Below are 16,390 nucleotides of genomic sequence, written 5' to 3' on the forward strand. Positions count from 1 at the left end.
TCCTTTCATTACTCTTCTTTAAAATTAACCTCGCCAATCCCCAAATTCGAATCAATTACAATTACTGTGTCAGAATCCTCAAATGCCTGGTTCACATAAACATTGCCGCTTTTTTTCGTAAAGCCCTCCATGTCCACTTTGCCAATCCCCTTATCCGTGATAAGTTTAATCCCGACTTCCTTTGGCAAAATGATTGTCGTTTTGCCAACTCCGAGATTCAATACTGTATGGAAGCCTTTTTCCCGCTTGCCGCCAAGGTTTATTTCAATATCCCCTATGCCGCCATCAACTTCAAGATTGGACAATTCAATATCCCGCAAATCAAGATTTGCATCGGATACACCTGCATTTACCCGCAAATCGACCGGCACCTCGTCATTCAAGGCAATCTCCCAGTTGTTCTCCGCTTTGCCAAACCCAAAATTCCAAAGTCCGTTCTTTTTCTGCTCAACGATCGCCTTTCCTTTTTTCCCAGAAAGGTGGTAAGATATGTCCGGCTTGAACTTTTTGTTCTCAACCACCGTCCCTTCAAGCCATTCGTCAGACCCTCCGGTTACCGAAAGCTTCCCGACGCCTAAATTCACTTCAACTTCAAGGCTTTCCGCCTTATCCTTTTCAATAAGAAAGTCTTTTTCATTTCCTTTGCCAAAAATGCTTCCCATTGCGTACTTTGCCGTAAACCCAAGTACGGTTGCGATCAGCAAAACAACAAGTAACTTTTTCATCCATATTCCCCCAACCATTGTTATAGTTCCATATTAATCTAGTTGCCGGGTTTCGAATACAGCCCCGTGCCATATTTTTCTATACGGCTTAGGTCTTAGGGGGAATGGGCACTTAGGATTTGGCCTCGTCCGAAAAGTGGATTATGGCACAGCCGGTGGGAAAATTTGTGGGGAAAACTCGGCAGGAGCGGGAAAATATCATAAAAATAGCGGGAACTCCGCGAAGTCCCCGCTTTCTTTATCCTGTGGCCACTTTATTTTTCTTTTCCAATTCAAGCAAAAACCTCTTCATATCCAAGCCTTCACGAAAGCCGGTCATGCTGCCGTCCTTTCCGACCACCCTATGGCAGGGTACAGCGATCAGCACCGGGTTGGCGCCAATTGCGGAGCCCACTGCCCTGACTGCGGTGGGCTTGCCGATGCGGTTGGCGATATCACTGTAACAAACTGTTTCACCGTAGGGAATATGCCTCAGCGCTTCCCACACAAGTTCCTGGAAAGCTGTACCACTGCTATCCAGCTGCCAGGAAAATTCCGTTCTCCGCCCATCAAGATACTCGGCAAATTCGGTTATAAAGGGCCTCAGCGGTTCCGCCTGCTTTATCAGCGAAGCGCCGGGATACCTTTTTTGGATAATGGCCTCGCATTCACCTTCCCCGCTTCCTGGCGACCCGGCAAAGCATAAACCCTTATCCGTAGCCCCGAGCAGCAAAGGCAGTGATTCATTTTTAAAAACTTCCCAATAAATCGTAAGGATTCCCTGTTTCATCCCTGTGCCTCCTCCCTTTTTGGGCCCTTAATCCAAAAAGTAAACCCTCGCCTCAAACGGCTTCAGTGTAAACTCTTTCTTTAACTTGCTTTCAGAAATAGTATAATTGCTTAACGCTAACTTGCTAGTTTTATAAGCGATGAAAGAAGGCATCTTGAAACGGGTCGGTGTCCCATGGAAATTGCAGATTACGATAGCTTTTTTCCTCCCCATTGTCCGCGTGTACACGAACAGCTTCGGATGATTGGGATGGTATAGCTCATATTTCCCGTAAATAAACAGTGGATTCTCTTTTCTCAGCCGGATGAGCTGTTTGTAGAAACTAAGGATGGAATCTTCATCGGTTAGCTGGCTTTCGACATTGATTTCCCGAAAATTCGGGTTTACCCCGAGCCAGGTTTTTGGCCCGGACGTAAATCCCGCCATATGGGAACCATCCCATTGCATCGGTGTCCTCGCATTGTCACGCCCGCGTTTCCAGATGACCTCCATGATTTCCTCGTGGGGCCGGCCCTTTGCCGTTTCAAGCTTATAATAATTGATCATTCCGACATCGTTATAATCATCAATGGAAGGGAACCGGACGTTGGTCATCCCGATTTCCTGGCCCTGGTAAATAAAAGGAGTTCCTTTCATAAGGAAGTACATGACGCCCAGCATTTTAGCGCTTTCCTTCCAATACTTCCCGTCATCCCCCCAAGTTGATACACGGCGCGGCTGATCATGGTTTTCAATAAAGAGCGCGTTCCAGCCCCTGCCTTCAAGACCCTTTTGCCACTTTGTCAGGACGCGTTTAAGCGCCTTTACATCAACTGAGTCCTTCGTTTTTTTATCCCAAAGGTCCAGGAATTCAAATTGGAAAATCATATTGAAATGGCCCTTTTCCTCACCGACCCATTTATCGGCGTCCACCAGTTTCACCCCGTTGGCCTCTCCAACTGTCATAACTTCATAGTTCTTGATTGTCCTGGCAGAAAATTCGGAAAGGAGTTCATCAATTCCGTTAACATTCATCATATAACCGAAGCACGGTACATAGTCGAGGTTTTCTGGATTCGGCATATCCGGGAGGCCAGGCTGTTTTTTTATATGTGAAATCGCATCGATGCGAAATCCGTCAATGCCTTTATCCAGCCACCAGTTCACCATGCTGTACAGGGCTTCGCGGACTTCAGGATTTTCCCAATTCAAGTCAGGCTGGCGTTCGGAAAAGAGATGCATGAAATACTGTTCGGATTTCCCATCGTACTTCCATGCGGAGCCGCTGAAAATTGATTCCCAATTGTTCGGCTCTTTCCCCTCTTTTCCGTCCCGCCAAATATACCAATCGCGCTTTGGGTTGTCCTTTGAAGAGCGGGATTCAATGAACCATGGGTGGTCATCACTCGTATGATTGATGACAAGGTCGAGAATCAGCTTCATACCACGCTTGTGGACTTCCTCAAGCAAATCATCAAAATCAGCCATCGTACCGAACTCTTCCATAATATCCTGGTAATCTGAAATATCATAGCCGTTATCATCGTTCGGCGATTTATACATCGGCGATAGCCAAATAACATCAATTCCTAATTCCTTCAGGTAATCAAGCTTTAAGATGACCCCTCGCAGGTCGCCAATCCCATCTCCATTGCTGTCCATAAAGCTGCGGGGGTACACCTGGTAAGCCACACTCTCTTTCCACCACTTTTTGCTCATTTCCACACCTCGGAGTAAAGAAAATAGTATATATCCAGTTTAGAAATTTCTAAATTAAAAATCCCACTCATTGTAGCATATTTCCAGTAATCATTCACTGTATCTCCTTAAAGTTTCGAGCGAACCGAGGCCTTCAGGAGATTAAAATGCCCGGCTTTTTCCGCCGGGCTTCCTATCATTCCTATTCTATCGTATTGTAAACTAACTTTTTCAACGTTTTTAAGGGGTATTCTTCATTCTCGTATAGGACTGCCGGGACAATAGTGGTACCACTTTTCCTCTTAAACAGAATTACCTATACCCGTATAGGTATATTGTTTTCTAAAAAAAAGAGGGCTTTCACCCTTTTATTCACGAAGAAGTGGACGTACCGCTTGCTTCACTGTTTATTAAAATTATTCCTAACGTTCATCGGCTTTTCACAAGAAGATTTACCGCTTCCTGTATCAATTCGTCAGTCTTTTGGCCATTTTTCTCAGCATCAAGCACACACTCAACAAGATTCGAACTTACCACAACGCCAATTGTACGGTCGACGGCTGAACGGACTGCGGATAGCTGCGTTATAACGTCCTTGCAATTCTTATCTTCTTCCATCATCTTGAGAATGCCGCGAATCTGTCCTTCAATCCTTTTCACACGGTGTTTCATTTGATCATCGTATTTCATATCTGCACCCTTCCTCTTTACTGGCACCCGCAGCCATCCAAAGTATACGCCACGACATTAATGCCTTTTTTCCTCAATTCCCTTATGCCCCAATTTTTTTCGAGGCGGTCCGAAGCAATGATCAGGACCCGATCGCCCGGAATCTCTGAAGCATACCTGTCCAGATAGGCCGCGGGGATGTGCAACGACACCTTAACAGGATTTTTTGAAGAAGTGGAATAATCACGGATATCCACTAGTATATCATTTCCATCTGTCTGCCCTTCAATGATAGCCCTGCACGGAACCCCCAAAACCGGGACATATCTTCTAGATAGCAAAATGGATAAAATCAGGGCAAGCACATAACCACTAACTAAAACCATCCGGGTCCTCCCATTTAGTATTGGTCCTGTTGACATTCATTATAATATACCCCTATGGGTATGTTACCAACCTTTTAATTTCATTTATCTCTCTCTCCCAAAGTAGCGAGAAAAAAGTAAAAAGGCAACCGCCATGATGCGGTCGCCTCCAAGTATTTTTAAAATTAAGCGGGCTGCCCGCCCTTTGAGCCTTCCTGGATAGGGTCTTCCGCCTGTGTGGCGCGTTTTATGAAAAACGCCAGTACAAGCGCGACAACCGCGATGAAAGTTGCAACCAGAAAAGCGAAGTTAATACCATGGAGCATCGCTTCAGCCAGAACCTGCTGTTTCATCTGGGCAAGAACTTCAGGCGTTGGCTGCTGAGTAAGCTTTTTCATCGCTTCCTGGCCAAGTTCCTTCGCCTGTGATTCTGTCCTGTTCGTCATAATCGTGACCAGCAGCGCTGTGCCAATCGCCCCGGCTACCTGGTTGAGTGTATTGTTCATCGCTGTTCCGTGCGGGTATAAACGGGTTGGCAGCTGGTTCAGGCCGTTTGTCGAAACAGGCATCATAACCATCGACATTCCAAGGCTTCGCACGGAATAGAGGATGATGAGATGCGTATAGGATGTCTCCAAAGTAAGCGTGCTGAAGTCATACGTGGTAATAACGATGATGGCCAGCCCGATAATCGCCAGCAGCCTCCCGCCGACTTTATCAAAAAGGCGGCCGGTCACCGGTGACATTACTGCCATCAGGATTGCACCCGGCATAAGAAGCAAACCCGCATCCATCGGGGAAATGCCCCTTAAATTCTGTACATAGATAGGAAGAAGGATCATCCCGGAAAAGAGGGCCATATTCACAACCATTGAAATCACTGACGCAAGGGCAAATGCCGGATAACGGTAAACACGGAAGTTAAGAAATGGTTTCTCCAGCTTAAGCTGGCGCAAAATGAACACAATCAAAGATGCGACTCCAATAATGATTGTTCCATAAACATAAGGGCTGTCCCAGCCTTTGCTCCCTGCCGAACTGAATCCATACAATAGGCCGCCAAATCCAATACTCGATAAAACAAGCGATAGGGTTTCAAGCCGTATATTAACCTTTTCTTTCTTATCCTTTAGAAGAAAAAAGCCTACAAGAATAATGGCAATCGCGATAGGCGTGACAAAATGGAATAGCATCCGCCAGTCGTAATGTTCTATAATCCAGCCTGACAAAGTCGGTCCGATTGCTGGCGCGAACATTAGGATTAACCCAAAAACCCCCATCGCGGTCCCCCGTTTTTCAATCGGGAAGCTGACCAGCATAACATTCATCAACAGCGGCATAAGGATTGCCGAGCCCGATGCCTGCAGCATCCTCCCTGTCAGCAAAACCGGGAAAACATGCGCGGTGCCGGCGACTATCGTTCCAATCGCAAACAGGCTCATTGCGGCCAGGAACAGCCTTCTCACGGAATACTTCTGAATCAGATAGGCTGTCGCGGGAATAAGTATACCGTTGACAAGCATAAAACCTGTCGTAAGCCATTGGACGGTTGACGGTTCAACCTTTAAATCTCTCATAATGGATGGGAGAGCGATATTCAGCAATGTATTATTTAAAAAAGCAATGAAAGCACCAATCATCAAGACCGCAATAATCCCGTACGGCGGCCTGCCTTGCTTATTTATTGTTTGTTCCATTGTTGTTCCTCCTGTAAACTAGCGGTTCATTCATGCAGACTTTGATTACACATGCACTTTATCATATACCATGAGTCTAAAATATTCAATAAAAAAATTCCGCGCCATAAGTGGGTTTGTAAACTATTTAAAAAACATGTTGTATATCTTTTATACAGCAAGTACAATAAGGCCAGGTGATGAAATTGAACAACAGGAAGCAGCGTGTCATTGCGATCGCGCATCAATTATTCGTGGAAAAAGGGTTCCAGGCTACTTCGATCCAGGACATCCTGGACTACAGCGGCATTTCGAAAGGAACATTTTACAACTACTTTTCCTCAAAGAATGAACTATTAATCGAGTTAATCAAATCCATATACAAGCAGCTTAAAATTGACAGGAATGAATTGCTGATTGGGCAAAACCATGCGGATATCGGAATTTTCATCAAACAGGTAGAATTGCACCTAAAAACGAACCGGGCAAATAAGCTCCTCTCCCTGTTCGAAGAAGTCATGATTTCAAATGATCCTGAACTGAAAGAATTCCTGAAGCAGAATCAATTACGGAATGTCCAGTGGGCTTTCCGCCGGTTTACAGACATTTTTGGCGAAGAAAAAAAGCCCTACCTTCTTGACTGCGCCATCATGTTCATTGGCATGCTCCAGCAAAATTTGAAATTCAATTCGATGGCGTTTGGCTCCAGGCTGGGGATACACGAAATCGTCCGCTACAGCGTGGAACGAATCGTAAAAATTGTCCAAGAAGTTTCCGAGGCGGATGACCAATTGCTCGATCCGTCGTTATTGGAACAATGGCTTCCCGGCTGCGTAAAAACAAACAACGAATTCCAGCAAAGGCTTCGCCACTCCATCCATACATTAAAAAAGGCGATTCATCAAACGATTGACAAACCAAAGTATTATGAACTACTTGACTTTATTGAGGAAGAACTCCTACAATCCAAAGAACCAAGGGGATTTCTGATTGAAAGCGCGCTAAACTCGCTTAAAGGCGCGGCTGATTACGACAAGTTCAAGGCCGGCATGGCTGAACTTAAAAGGCTTGAAGAGACTGTTGCCGCTATCCTTTCACATTCCTCCAATCAGGGCGATTAAACTAGAAATTTGCTTCCGGATACCTTCCGGAAGCATTTTTTATATAAAGAGTATGAAAATGGCGCGCTTTCCAGCGGTATACATACTTATCTTTAAAAAATGCATAATAAGAGAGTATCAAGATTAATTAACAAGAAATATGGTGGATCGAATGTTCAAATGGAAAAAGAGCAATACACAAAAGAAACAGGAGAAAAGCCAAAAGAAGCTGAGTGATATACTTGAAGCCGCTAATCGGTCCGCTGATTTCAAGTCGTTCTCCCCTGTGGAAAACGGCCGGATTACCGTCAACTGCTATACGACATTGATAGACGATAAGCTGCTGCGCCGTGTGCTACTTCCCTCCATCCAGGGAAACGCATCAGCGATTACCGATATTTCCGAGATAAAAAACTTTATTCCATTGGAAGGCATTCAACTAACCGAAAATGCAGATGAAGCTGAAAAAAAACTGAATGAAGGCCATGCCATTGTCCAGTTGAATCATGCCAGCAAGTTCGCGCTGGTCAATATCTCCAGCCCTATGAAAGGCCTCCGGCAAAACAACGAAACCGATAATGAATTCAGCGTCGTCGGACCCAAAATAGGCTTTATCGAAAGCATTGATACGAACTTGCACCTGTTGAGGAGGCAACTCGCAACGACTGACCTGATCGTTGAGGAACATGAATTGGGGAGAATCTCCAAAACACGTGTTGCCATTGTTTATTTAAATGGAATAACCAACCCTGAATTTGTCCAGACCGCGAGGGAAAGGATTAAAAATGCTGATTTTGATGTCATCCATGACAGCACGATTGTTGAACAGCTAATTTCCGACAATACTTCAACACCATTTCCGCCATTCCTGGCAACTGAACGGGTGGACAAGGCAGGGCACTCCCTGATGCTTGGCCAGATTGCTATTTTGTCGGACGGTTCGTGTTATGCAATAACCGCTCCTGTTTCCATCCTGGACTTTTTCAATTCTCCCGAAGATTACTATTCAGCATGGATGCAGGGCTCCTTTTTCAGGCTGATTCGTTTTTTCGGGGTGTCATTCTCAGTTTTCGCAACTCCGGTTTATGTAGCCGTCCTGACCTTCCATTATGAAATTATTCCGGAAGACTTGCTTGGACCGATTATATTTTCGAGGGCGAATGTCCCGTTCCCTCCATTTCTTGAAGTGTTGTTTCTCGAAATTACGATTGAACTCCTAAGGGAAGCAGGTGCGAGGCTGCCGAGCAAGATTGGCCAGACGCTTGGAATTGTCGGAGGCATCGTCATTGGCCAAGCTACTGTAGAGGCCGCTTTGACAAGTAATATCCTTCTCATAATCGTCGCTCTAGCCGCGTTGTCATCGTTCACAACACCCATTTACCAAATGTCCAATACGGTTAGGCTGCTGCGATTCCCCTTTATTTTCATTGCGGCTATCTGGGGCGGATATGGCCTTGCAGTTGGAATCGTGCTGCTTCTCGGGCATCTTTTCCGGCTCAAGTCGCTCGGAATGCCTTATATGGTCCCGCTATTTCCATTCAGGGCGGCGGGCATGGGCGATGCCATTCTAAGGCTACCTTATTCAAAAACAAATAAGCGTCCGAGTTACCTGCGGTCATTGAAAAAGAAACGGTATTCAACTTCGGAGGAAAATGATGAGGACAAGGATATCAATACGGAATAAAAGGGTGATCACAATGGGCCGTAAAACGCTGGTGGCTCTATGCCTTCTTCCCTTGGCCCTGGCAGCCTGTGAGAGAATGAAAATTGTTGACCAACTGACCATTGTCAATACAATCGGGTTTGACTCTTATAAGGATGGCCAGCTTAGGTCGACTGTCCTTTATCCCGATTATACGAAGAGCAAAAGCCAAGAGAATATCCAAATAAGGAAAACTCGCGGAAAAACGACCAGCATGCTCCTTTACCGGACCAATGAACAGTCAAAAAATCCGATTGAGCTATCCAAAATACAGGTAATCGTTTTCGGTGAAGACTTTGCGAAAAAGGGAATCGGCCATATTATCGATACTGTCTTTAATAATCCGATGATTGCCACTGATATCCATACGGCCGTCGTCACCCCTTCCGCGCGAAAATATTTGGAGACAATGAAAAAATACGGCTCTCTAGCGATAGCGGATACAATCAATCAAAACTACCAGACATCTTCCCTGCCACGTACAAATCTTCACATTTTTTTAAACAATTATTATGGCCATGGCAGGGATCCATACATGCCAATTTTGAAGCATGGCACGGAAAAAAACGTCTATGTGAACGGTGTGGCGCTTTTCAAGGATGATCAGTTCAAAGTCTCACTGGACAATAATCAGTTTTTCTTCCTTGGCCTCCTTGATGAATACAAGCATATGGGCTACCATGAATTACCTATTAAAAAAGGCTCCAAAAAAGGAACCTTTGTCCTGCGTACAATGAAAAACAAACCCGAATGGTTGAATATTAAACCCGGGCCAGAACCGGAGGTGGATTTATCCTTGAGTCTAAATGTCGTCATTAGGGAGTACCCCGATTGGATAGACTTGCATCACAAAAAAGACATTACCTTACTTGAACGAACGATCAGGTCAAATATGAAATCTGAAATTGCCAAGCTTATTGAAATATGCAAAAAAAACGAAGTCGATCCACTGGGCTTAGGCGACAGGTTTAGGGCGCGCGACAGGAATTGGGAAGAAAAAAAATTTTACAAGGAACAATATAAAAACCTGAAAGTTAATATCGATATAGCGACAACTGTCATCCAGGCAGGAATTAAAAGGTGACGGAAACGGAGTGGAATGATGAAAGCGGTCCAGGAAAGACATAAGGTTTCACCCTTTTTTCTATTTTTCCTGATTCATTGCTCACAGATTGGCGTTGGGTTGTTAAACTTTCAAGCAAAAATAGCGGATGGGGCTGGCCAGGATGCCTGGGTGTCACTCCTTGTTGTCGGAGCCAGCATGAACATTCTGCTTGCCTTTGGCTTTAACGCCATCAAATTAAGTTCTGGGGGCGATTTAGCCTCTTTCCATCTCGAGGCATTCGGGAGGTTCTTCGGGAAACTGGCGAATACAGGGCTTGTATTTTATTTATTGACAGTTACTTTCCTGACCGTCTACAACTATGTCGACCTGCTCCAAACATTCGCATTTGACAGAATTCCTCTTTGGGAGCTGACATTCGCGATTTGCGTTGTCGTATATTATATCGTCTCAGGAGGGTTTAGAGTCGTAACCGGCTTGGCATTTTGGGGAGTCATCATACCGCTTTTCATATTTCTCCCTTTCGCGATGCTTATTCAATACTTTCAATTACGGAATATTATGCCTATCTTCACACATGGCTTTCATGATTATCTGCAATCAGCAAAGAATAGTACATATATATTTTCAGGTTTCGAATGTGCATTTATTTACTTGCCATTCATCAAAAATGGCAGCAAGTCTACGAAATGGGCCCATTTTGGCCTTTTGGCCTCCACGCTTTTCTATTTCGTCGTGACTATCATTACGTTTTTATATTACACACAAGGAAAGCTCCTTAGGACACAATGGGCAACTCTAACAATGATTAAAGTTATTTCTTTTACCGTCGTGGAAAGCTTTGAGTTTATCTTTATTTTTGTATTTTTTATTGTCATTATTTCGTCTGTTTGCATCTTCGTTTGGTCCTGTACGCGTACGCTGAAGATTACCTTTCAATTTAAGCCATCCAGGTCGCTGTTGGGCATCGTTGCGGCTTTTTTCTTTCTAAACATGGGGCTTGAGGACATTATGTTCGGGCAGAAGCTTAATTTACTTGGCACGTATATCTGCCTCTCCTTTTTTTATGGATATATCCCATTCATTTTCCTCATAAGCCTGACCAGAAAAAAGGTATTAAAAAAGGGCCGGCCAACCCAGCCTTAATGCAGCCGAGTTTCCGGTCTCTTTGACATCTTCCTGATCACTTTAAGATTTAACGCGAGAATGATAAAAATAATTGGGTAGGCAATGAGGGAGTACCAAATATTCCACCCCCTATAATTAAAAACATTTGTTTGTATAGAAATATATTCCATTAACCCTACAATGCAAGTGCTGAGAATTATATAAAGTGCTTTTTTCAAAACCCCTCCAGAATGGGGGTAGAAATTAAGGTAAAGAATATTGGCTGCGGGGTATACAAACAACAGTATTAAAAAATATTCCCAATCGACTCTTTTGTTTAAATACCCATACAAGTTAAGCTTTACGCCCAAAAATAAGTCAGTAACCACGCCAAACAAAGATGCAAACAAGGAAGTTGTGTACATTTCCATCACGGAAAGCCGCTTTGGTATGAGGAAGATACAAATAATCGAAATGATAGCAACAGTAACTATTTTTAACAAAGCTTCTCTCCTCCTTGTTTTTTTAGGATGTAGAATTTTTATTACGTTCATTCAAAGAATACGGATGGACCCAGCTCCCTAAATCTCAATTATTCCCATAAACCATGCAATCCATCCCTGCATACTTTCTGTCCCGCTGCAATGCCTGGCGCCTCTTCATTTTCCTGTTGTAATAAAAAAAGCCAGGTCCCTAGTTGTAAGGGTCCTGGCCATTATACTTACCTATTATTCTTTTTATTTTTACCTTTGGACAGCCTGCCCGCCAAAAACGCACCAGCGGCAACCCCAATGATTGTATTCGTCTTTTTGTTGAACACTTGCTTGAATACGAGATTCAGGTTTTGAGGCCTTTCGGCAAGGCGGCGCATAAAGTAGCCGTACCAGTCTTTTCCGAACGGTACGTATGTGCAGAAGTTATAGCCTTCCTTCGCTAGCTGAAGCTGAAGCTCCCTGCGGAATCCGTAAAGCATCTGGAACTCGAATTTGTCATTCGGAATATTGTGCTCCTTAACGAAACGCTTCACATGGTTGATAATGTTATGGTCATGGGTGGCAACAGAAGTGAATTTTCCGTTGAGCAGGTGCCACTCGATGATACGGACATAGTTCGCATCAATGTCCTTTTTGTCCTGGTAGGCGATTTCCGCAGGCTCCTTGTACGCTCCTTTTACAAGGCGGATCCGCATATTCCTATATTTTTCAACCTGCTCCTGGGCATCATGCAAATATGCCTGGATGACAGTGCCGATGTTATCGAAGTCGGCAGAAAGAATGTCAACAAGCTCAAGGGTTGCCCCGAGATGCCCGGAATCTTCCATGTCAACGTTTACAAATATGCCATACTCGTTTGCTTTCGCGACGATTTCCCTTACGTTTCCCACACAGAAATCAAAGTCGATATCAAGACCGACCTGGGTAGGCTTAAGGGAAATATGCGCATCGACCTGATGGTCATGGATTGCCTGAATGACCTTTACTATTTGCTCCTTTGCTTCTGTCGCTTCTTCCTCTTTGAAAACGAATTCACCAAGGTTGTCAACGGTTGCAGAAATCCCGTGCTTATTCAGCTCTTTAATGCTCTCAATTGTTTCTTCAATCGTCGTCCCGGCGACAACATTTTGCGCGCCCATTTTCAATCCATAATTTTTGGCTGCCGTGTTTAGAAGTTGATTTTTAGAAAGTCCAATGAAAAAGTCTCTAAGCATCCCGATTGCTCCTTGCTGTTTTTTCTCTATTATATCATGTCGCTTTTCAAAAATATCATATTAAATTTGTTTAATATTTTTTTGCAATAGCTTTTTCTACCATTTGCACTATGAAAATAACTCCTATTACCAAAATTGTAATCTATAAGCCGAAATGGCCAGTTCTCTCTCTTTGATCGAAACTTGTTTAAATGACGCTATCGGTATAACCAGTTAAAAGTCCTTCCACGTAAAATCGATAGAAAGAATGCCGATCGGTTCGTCAACCGGGCCTACCGTCTTCACCGCCAATTCCGGCTTCCTGAAGCAAGCCATGCCTTTGTAATAGCCAAACATCTGGCATGCTTTCGGCCTTGCCGAATAGATTCCGCATCGGTCTTTTTCCATGTCGAAAAAAATGCATGTGCCATATAATCTGGTTTGGTTCTTCAGGCCATCACGCAGTTTTCCCGGCATCGACCTTACCTTTTTCTTTATTTTCGCTAATTCGTGCCTTGTAATCGCCACGGGTCCGCAGCACAATCCCCTGCATCCTTTGCAATTCAGCTGATTCATGTTTGCCCTCCCCCCGTTACTTTCTATTCGAATTTCGGTTATTGATTTTTAGATAGCTTAAGCGCCATCTTTTCCAGCCTTGGATTTTGCGACAGCAGCCCGAGCCGTTCCAAAATTGCCATCATGAATTCATAGTGGGCATACCCTCTTGCGGAGATGACTGTTTCACCGGCAACGACATCGCAATCACGGTAGCCTTCCTCGCGAAGATAGTTTGAGTATCTGTCCTTAAAATGCGGCATTGTTGTATAATCCCCATCAAGCAGTCCCGCGGACGCAATAAGGATAGTGGAAGCGCAGCTTGCGGCAATAAGTCCCTGGAAGTTTTGCAGGAAAAGATGTAATTCTTTATTTTCGAGAAGTGATGCAGGCATCTCTCCACCCGCCCCTGGAAGAAGGAGCATTGCATACTCTTCCGCTGTCCTGTATTCCAACGGTTGGGACTCCACGTATATGCCTCCATCCGTCCTGACTGGACCTCCCCCGATTGATAATGTTTCAATATCATAGCCATTGTTCCTTAAAAACTTTTGCAGCAAGGCCACCTGCCACATCGCAAAATCTTCAAAAACAATAAATCCAACCTTTGCCATTCCAGCTCCCCCATTCCAACTTTTTCATCCGAAACTATTTTTTCCATAAAAATACATCATTACCAGTCTAATAAAAAAGTGAAAAAAGATAAACTGATAATCTTTTTCATGAAACAGCAAACAGGGACCTACTAGTAGGCCCCTGTTTTGGTGTGGTTTATTCCTTTGTAAACTCTATTGTACTCCTTACAGTATCTATTGGACGTACCATTGCTTCAATTTGTTCCCGTTTCCGCTCAAGGAATGGCGGCAGAGATAATTTTTCTCCCAGTGTTTCGTATGGCTCATCACCCATGAATCCAGGCCCGTCTGTCGCAAATTCAAATAGGATTTGCGGCGCGACCCTTACATAGAGTGATTTAAAGAAATACCGGTCAATCAGCCCGGATGTCTGGAAGCCGAAACTTTCCATCCGTTTCATCCAATACTCAAGCACCGATTCATTTTCGACCCTGAAGGCCGCATGATGGACTGTGCCAAATCCCTGCCTCGCCTGCGGGAGAACTGTATTTGCTTCGACCACAATCCCTGCGCCATTTCCGCCTTCACCGACTTCGAATAAGTGAAAGGATCCGTCCTGAGCAACTTCGTTGAATTCCATTACCTTTTCAACTACTTGCTTAAAATAGTCGTAATGCGCCGTGCGAACATAAATTGGCCCGAGGCCTGTGATGGCATATTCCAGCGGGATTGGCCCTTTTTTCCAAGGAGTACCCGGCGCGACCCCGTTAACAGTTTCGTCCGAAATCAATTGGTATTGCTGATCGTCAAAATCTGCAAATGGAAGCACCTTTCTGCCAAATTGCTCCTTAATGCCGGTGTGGCTTACCCCCATCCTGTCAAAACGCTCTACCCAGTAATCAAGAGCCGCATCGCTTGGGACACGGAAGGATGTTTTATAAATTTCATTTGTACCGTGGATTCCCTTGGGGATGCCAGGAAAGTCGAAAAAGGTCATATCCGTTCCAGGGCTGCCTTCGTCATCGGCGAAAAATAAATGGTAGGTTTGGATATCATCCTGATTGACTGTTTTTTTTACAAGACGCATGCCAAGCACATACGTGAAAAATTCATAATTCTTTTCGGCGCTGCTTGTTATCGCCGTTACGTGGTGTATTCCTTTTAATTCGTTCATTTATAAAAAACCTCCCTGATTTACTTTTAATGAAGATATCTTTAATTCGAGATAAATTTATCACGAATTAAAGTGAATGTCAATAAAGGGCCCCTTATTGCTGGGACCCCGTTGACTGCTGAAGCTGTTTTAGTTCTTTTGTTGCCGCGACTGCGTTAATGAGGGTGTTAGCCTGCTTTACGATATCCCCTTTTCCTTGGACATGAAGAAACATTATCCTCGGCCGTTCGTACATCATATGATTGTGAATAGCGGTTATCTCCAAGCCCCCTTTGCGCAGGGCGTCAATAACAGGATTGACCTCTTCTTGAAGCAAAGCCATCTCACCTATTAATGCTGTCTGGCCATCCACTTTTTCGAAATTAAATCCGAATGAGAGTTCTATTAATTCCGGGGAGACCTTCTTTCCCATATGCGTGACTTCCAGGTTTTTTCGGCCTATCTCGACCTTGCACACTCCCTCTATTTCCCTGACTTTCGTTTTAAAAATCTGTTCGAGTGTCTTGCAATCAGGGCTTTGTTTTGCGGACGTCTCTTCCGGCGGCAAAATAACGCTCATAAACAATCCTATAATCAACAATAGTTTTTTCATAGAGCACCTCCATCCTTAGGATGCCCTCATCGACCTTCCATATGTAAAAAAGTCCCGCGGAATATTATATCCTGCAGGACTATCTCTCTCCATCCGGAATGACAATCGGATTAACGTCATTCCCTTTTCCGCCGCCGTTGTAGTATTGAGGCACTTTTCCAGGCAAGAACAAATCTCCTATCATTACGGAGTTCGTTACGTTTATTTCCTTTTCAATTAAGGGTATGATGACGCTCATTTGAACATGGGTCTTTGCATAAATCTCGAGGTATGTGTTGTTTATCCCAGTTTCCCTTATTTTTGTCTCAATATTGGCTGTGACATCCCCTATTATTTCGAACCGTACCGGGACTTTTGGTCCCAGATTGGAAAATAATGAGTTATTTGTTGCCATCCCAATCGGGATTTCATATATTAATCCCTGGTGTTTTTTTGAATCACCTGCATTAAACTCCTTAAAGGCCTCGAGTTCTTCAATATTGCCTGCCTCAAGCAGGTTTAAATACCGCTGGATCCTTGTGGTTATGTCTGTTATCACCTGTGTATATACCTTTGGGTTAAAACTGTAACCAACTTCATCGGAATTATTATGGACGATAATTAGTTCGTTAACATCTATATTTTCCACTACATTTTGTGAAATGGCTTTGTTCACAGCTTGTGACGCAAACTCCCTCGCCTTCGTCTCAGCAATTTTAATTAGGCTGGGCTCGATATGCTTATTAATTATATTTAAACTTTGGTATGTCATAAAAATAAATGCCACAAACGTAATGATTAGTACATACCTTAATGGCAGCGGTCCCCGCCTGCGATAGTTCCTTCTGATTTTCCTCAAATGGGACCCTCCCCGCACTTTTCGCCTATTACTTGTATATGCTTTAAGTACTTTTTGTAGTACGTGCACGTTGCGGCGTACGCTGTAATGCTGCGTAGATGCTAAATGTTTACAGA

Annotated in this window: 17 protein-coding genes; 4 read left to right on the top strand and 13 right to left on the bottom strand. The window is 44.0% G+C overall.

Translation table 11 applies throughout. The annotated features are described in order from the left end of the window. Positions 1–8: 8 nt before the first annotated feature. The 6 genes from DRW41_RS15330 to DRW41_RS15355 form a co-directional block, all read right to left on the bottom strand. Complete coding sequence (locus DRW41_RS15330; protein ID WP_181884577.1) at positions 9–725, bottom strand: toast rack family protein; 717 nt, start codon at positions 723–725, stop codon at positions 9–11. 238 nt (positions 726–963) lie between these two features. After that, complete coding sequence (locus DRW41_RS15335) at positions 964–1,494, bottom strand: methylated-DNA--[protein]-cysteine S-methyltransferase (protein WP_115452894.1); 531 nt, start codon at positions 1,492–1,494, stop codon at positions 964–966. A gap of 27 nt (positions 1,495–1,521) precedes the next feature. After that, the gene (locus DRW41_RS15340; RefSeq protein WP_115452895.1) at positions 1,522–3,192 is read right to left on the bottom strand and encodes a glycoside hydrolase family 13 protein; all 1,671 of its coding nucleotides are present in this window, start codon (positions 3,190–3,192) and stop codon (positions 1,522–1,524) included. 408 nt (positions 3,193–3,600) lie between these two features. Further along, positions 3,601–3,861 carry a metal-sensitive transcriptional regulator gene (locus DRW41_RS15345; RefSeq protein WP_115452896.1) on the bottom strand — a complete coding sequence of 87 codons (261 nt, stop codon included), beginning with the start codon at positions 3,859–3,861 and terminating at the stop codon, positions 3,601–3,603. A 17-nt stretch (positions 3,862–3,878) separates the two neighbouring features. Further along, positions 3,879–4,226, bottom strand: a complete 348-nt coding sequence (locus DRW41_RS15350; protein WP_115452897.1) for a sulfurtransferase — start codon at positions 4,224–4,226, stop codon at positions 3,879–3,881. Between the two features lie 164 nt (positions 4,227–4,390). Beyond that, positions 4,391–5,902, bottom strand: a complete 1,512-nt coding sequence (locus DRW41_RS15355) for a DHA2 family efflux MFS transporter permease subunit (protein WP_115452898.1) — start codon at positions 5,900–5,902, stop codon at positions 4,391–4,393. Between the two features lie 179 nt (positions 5,903–6,081). Between DRW41_RS15355 and DRW41_RS15360 the strand changes: the two genes are divergently transcribed. The 4 genes from DRW41_RS15360 to DRW41_RS15375 all read left to right on the top strand — a co-directional run bounded on the left by DRW41_RS15360 (position 6,082) and on the right by DRW41_RS15375 (position 10,892). Then, on the top strand, positions 6,082–7,002 hold the full coding sequence (locus tag DRW41_RS15360; RefSeq protein ID WP_245959458.1) for a TetR/AcrR family transcriptional regulator: 921 nt from the start codon (positions 6,082–6,084) through the stop codon (positions 7,000–7,002). Between the two features lie 151 nt (positions 7,003–7,153). Further along, positions 7,154–8,665: a spore germination protein gene (locus DRW41_RS15365; protein ID WP_115452900.1), complete on the top strand. Its 1,512-nt coding sequence runs from the start codon at positions 7,154–7,156 to the stop codon at positions 8,663–8,665. Beyond that, positions 8,637–9,767, top strand: a complete 1,131-nt coding sequence (locus DRW41_RS15370; RefSeq protein ID WP_181884578.1) for a Ger(x)C family spore germination protein — start codon at positions 8,637–8,639, stop codon at positions 9,765–9,767. Before DRW41_RS15365 ends, DRW41_RS15370 begins: the two co-directional genes overlap by 29 nt. 18 nt (positions 9,768–9,785) lie before the next feature. Further along, entirely contained in the window at positions 9,786–10,892 is a 1,107-nt protein-coding gene (locus DRW41_RS15375; RefSeq protein ID WP_181884579.1) for a GerAB/ArcD/ProY family transporter, read from the top strand. Here the strand turns inward: DRW41_RS15375 and DRW41_RS15380 are convergent. From DRW41_RS15380 to yunB, 7 genes are all read right to left on the bottom strand, one after another. Further along, positions 10,889–11,356: a CBO0543 family protein gene (locus tag DRW41_RS15380; RefSeq protein ID WP_115452903.1), complete on the bottom strand. Its 468-nt coding sequence runs from the start codon at positions 11,354–11,356 to the stop codon at positions 10,889–10,891. The two genes, DRW41_RS15375 and DRW41_RS15380, sit on opposite strands and share 4 nt — an antisense overlap. 218 nt (positions 11,357–11,574) lie before the next feature. Then, the gene (locus DRW41_RS15385) at positions 11,575–12,561 is read right to left on the bottom strand and encodes a proline dehydrogenase family protein (RefSeq protein ID WP_115452904.1); all 987 of its coding nucleotides are present in this window, start codon (positions 12,559–12,561) and stop codon (positions 11,575–11,577) included. Positions 12,562–12,774: 213 nt separating this feature from the next. Beyond that, positions 12,775–13,116 (bottom strand): YkgJ family cysteine cluster protein, encoded by a 342-nt coding sequence (locus DRW41_RS15390; RefSeq protein ID WP_115452905.1) that lies wholly within the window; start codon positions 13,114–13,116, stop codon positions 12,775–12,777. Between the two features lie 38 nt (positions 13,117–13,154). Further along, positions 13,155–13,709, bottom strand: a complete 555-nt coding sequence (locus tag DRW41_RS15395) for a DJ-1/PfpI family protein (RefSeq protein ID WP_115452906.1) — start codon at positions 13,707–13,709, stop codon at positions 13,155–13,157. A 157-nt stretch (positions 13,710–13,866) separates the two neighbouring features. Next, positions 13,867–14,844, bottom strand: a complete 978-nt coding sequence (locus tag DRW41_RS15400; protein WP_115452907.1) for a ring-cleaving dioxygenase — start codon at positions 14,842–14,844, stop codon at positions 13,867–13,869. 94 nt (positions 14,845–14,938) lie between these two features. Beyond that, complete coding sequence (locus DRW41_RS15405) at positions 14,939–15,436, bottom strand: DUF1259 domain-containing protein (protein ID WP_115452908.1); 498 nt, start codon at positions 15,434–15,436, stop codon at positions 14,939–14,941. Between the two features lie 79 nt (positions 15,437–15,515). Continuing rightward, a complete protein-coding gene (yunB, locus tag DRW41_RS15410) occupies positions 15,516–16,343 on the bottom strand; it encodes a sporulation protein YunB (protein ID WP_342771999.1) in 828 nt (275 codons plus the stop codon). Between the last annotated feature and the right edge of the window lie 47 nt (positions 16,344–16,390).

Source organism: Neobacillus piezotolerans (genome assembly GCF_003362805.1).
GTDB classification, from domain to species: domain Bacteria; phylum Bacillota; class Bacilli; order Bacillales; family Cytobacillaceae; genus Bacillus_D; species Bacillus_D piezotolerans.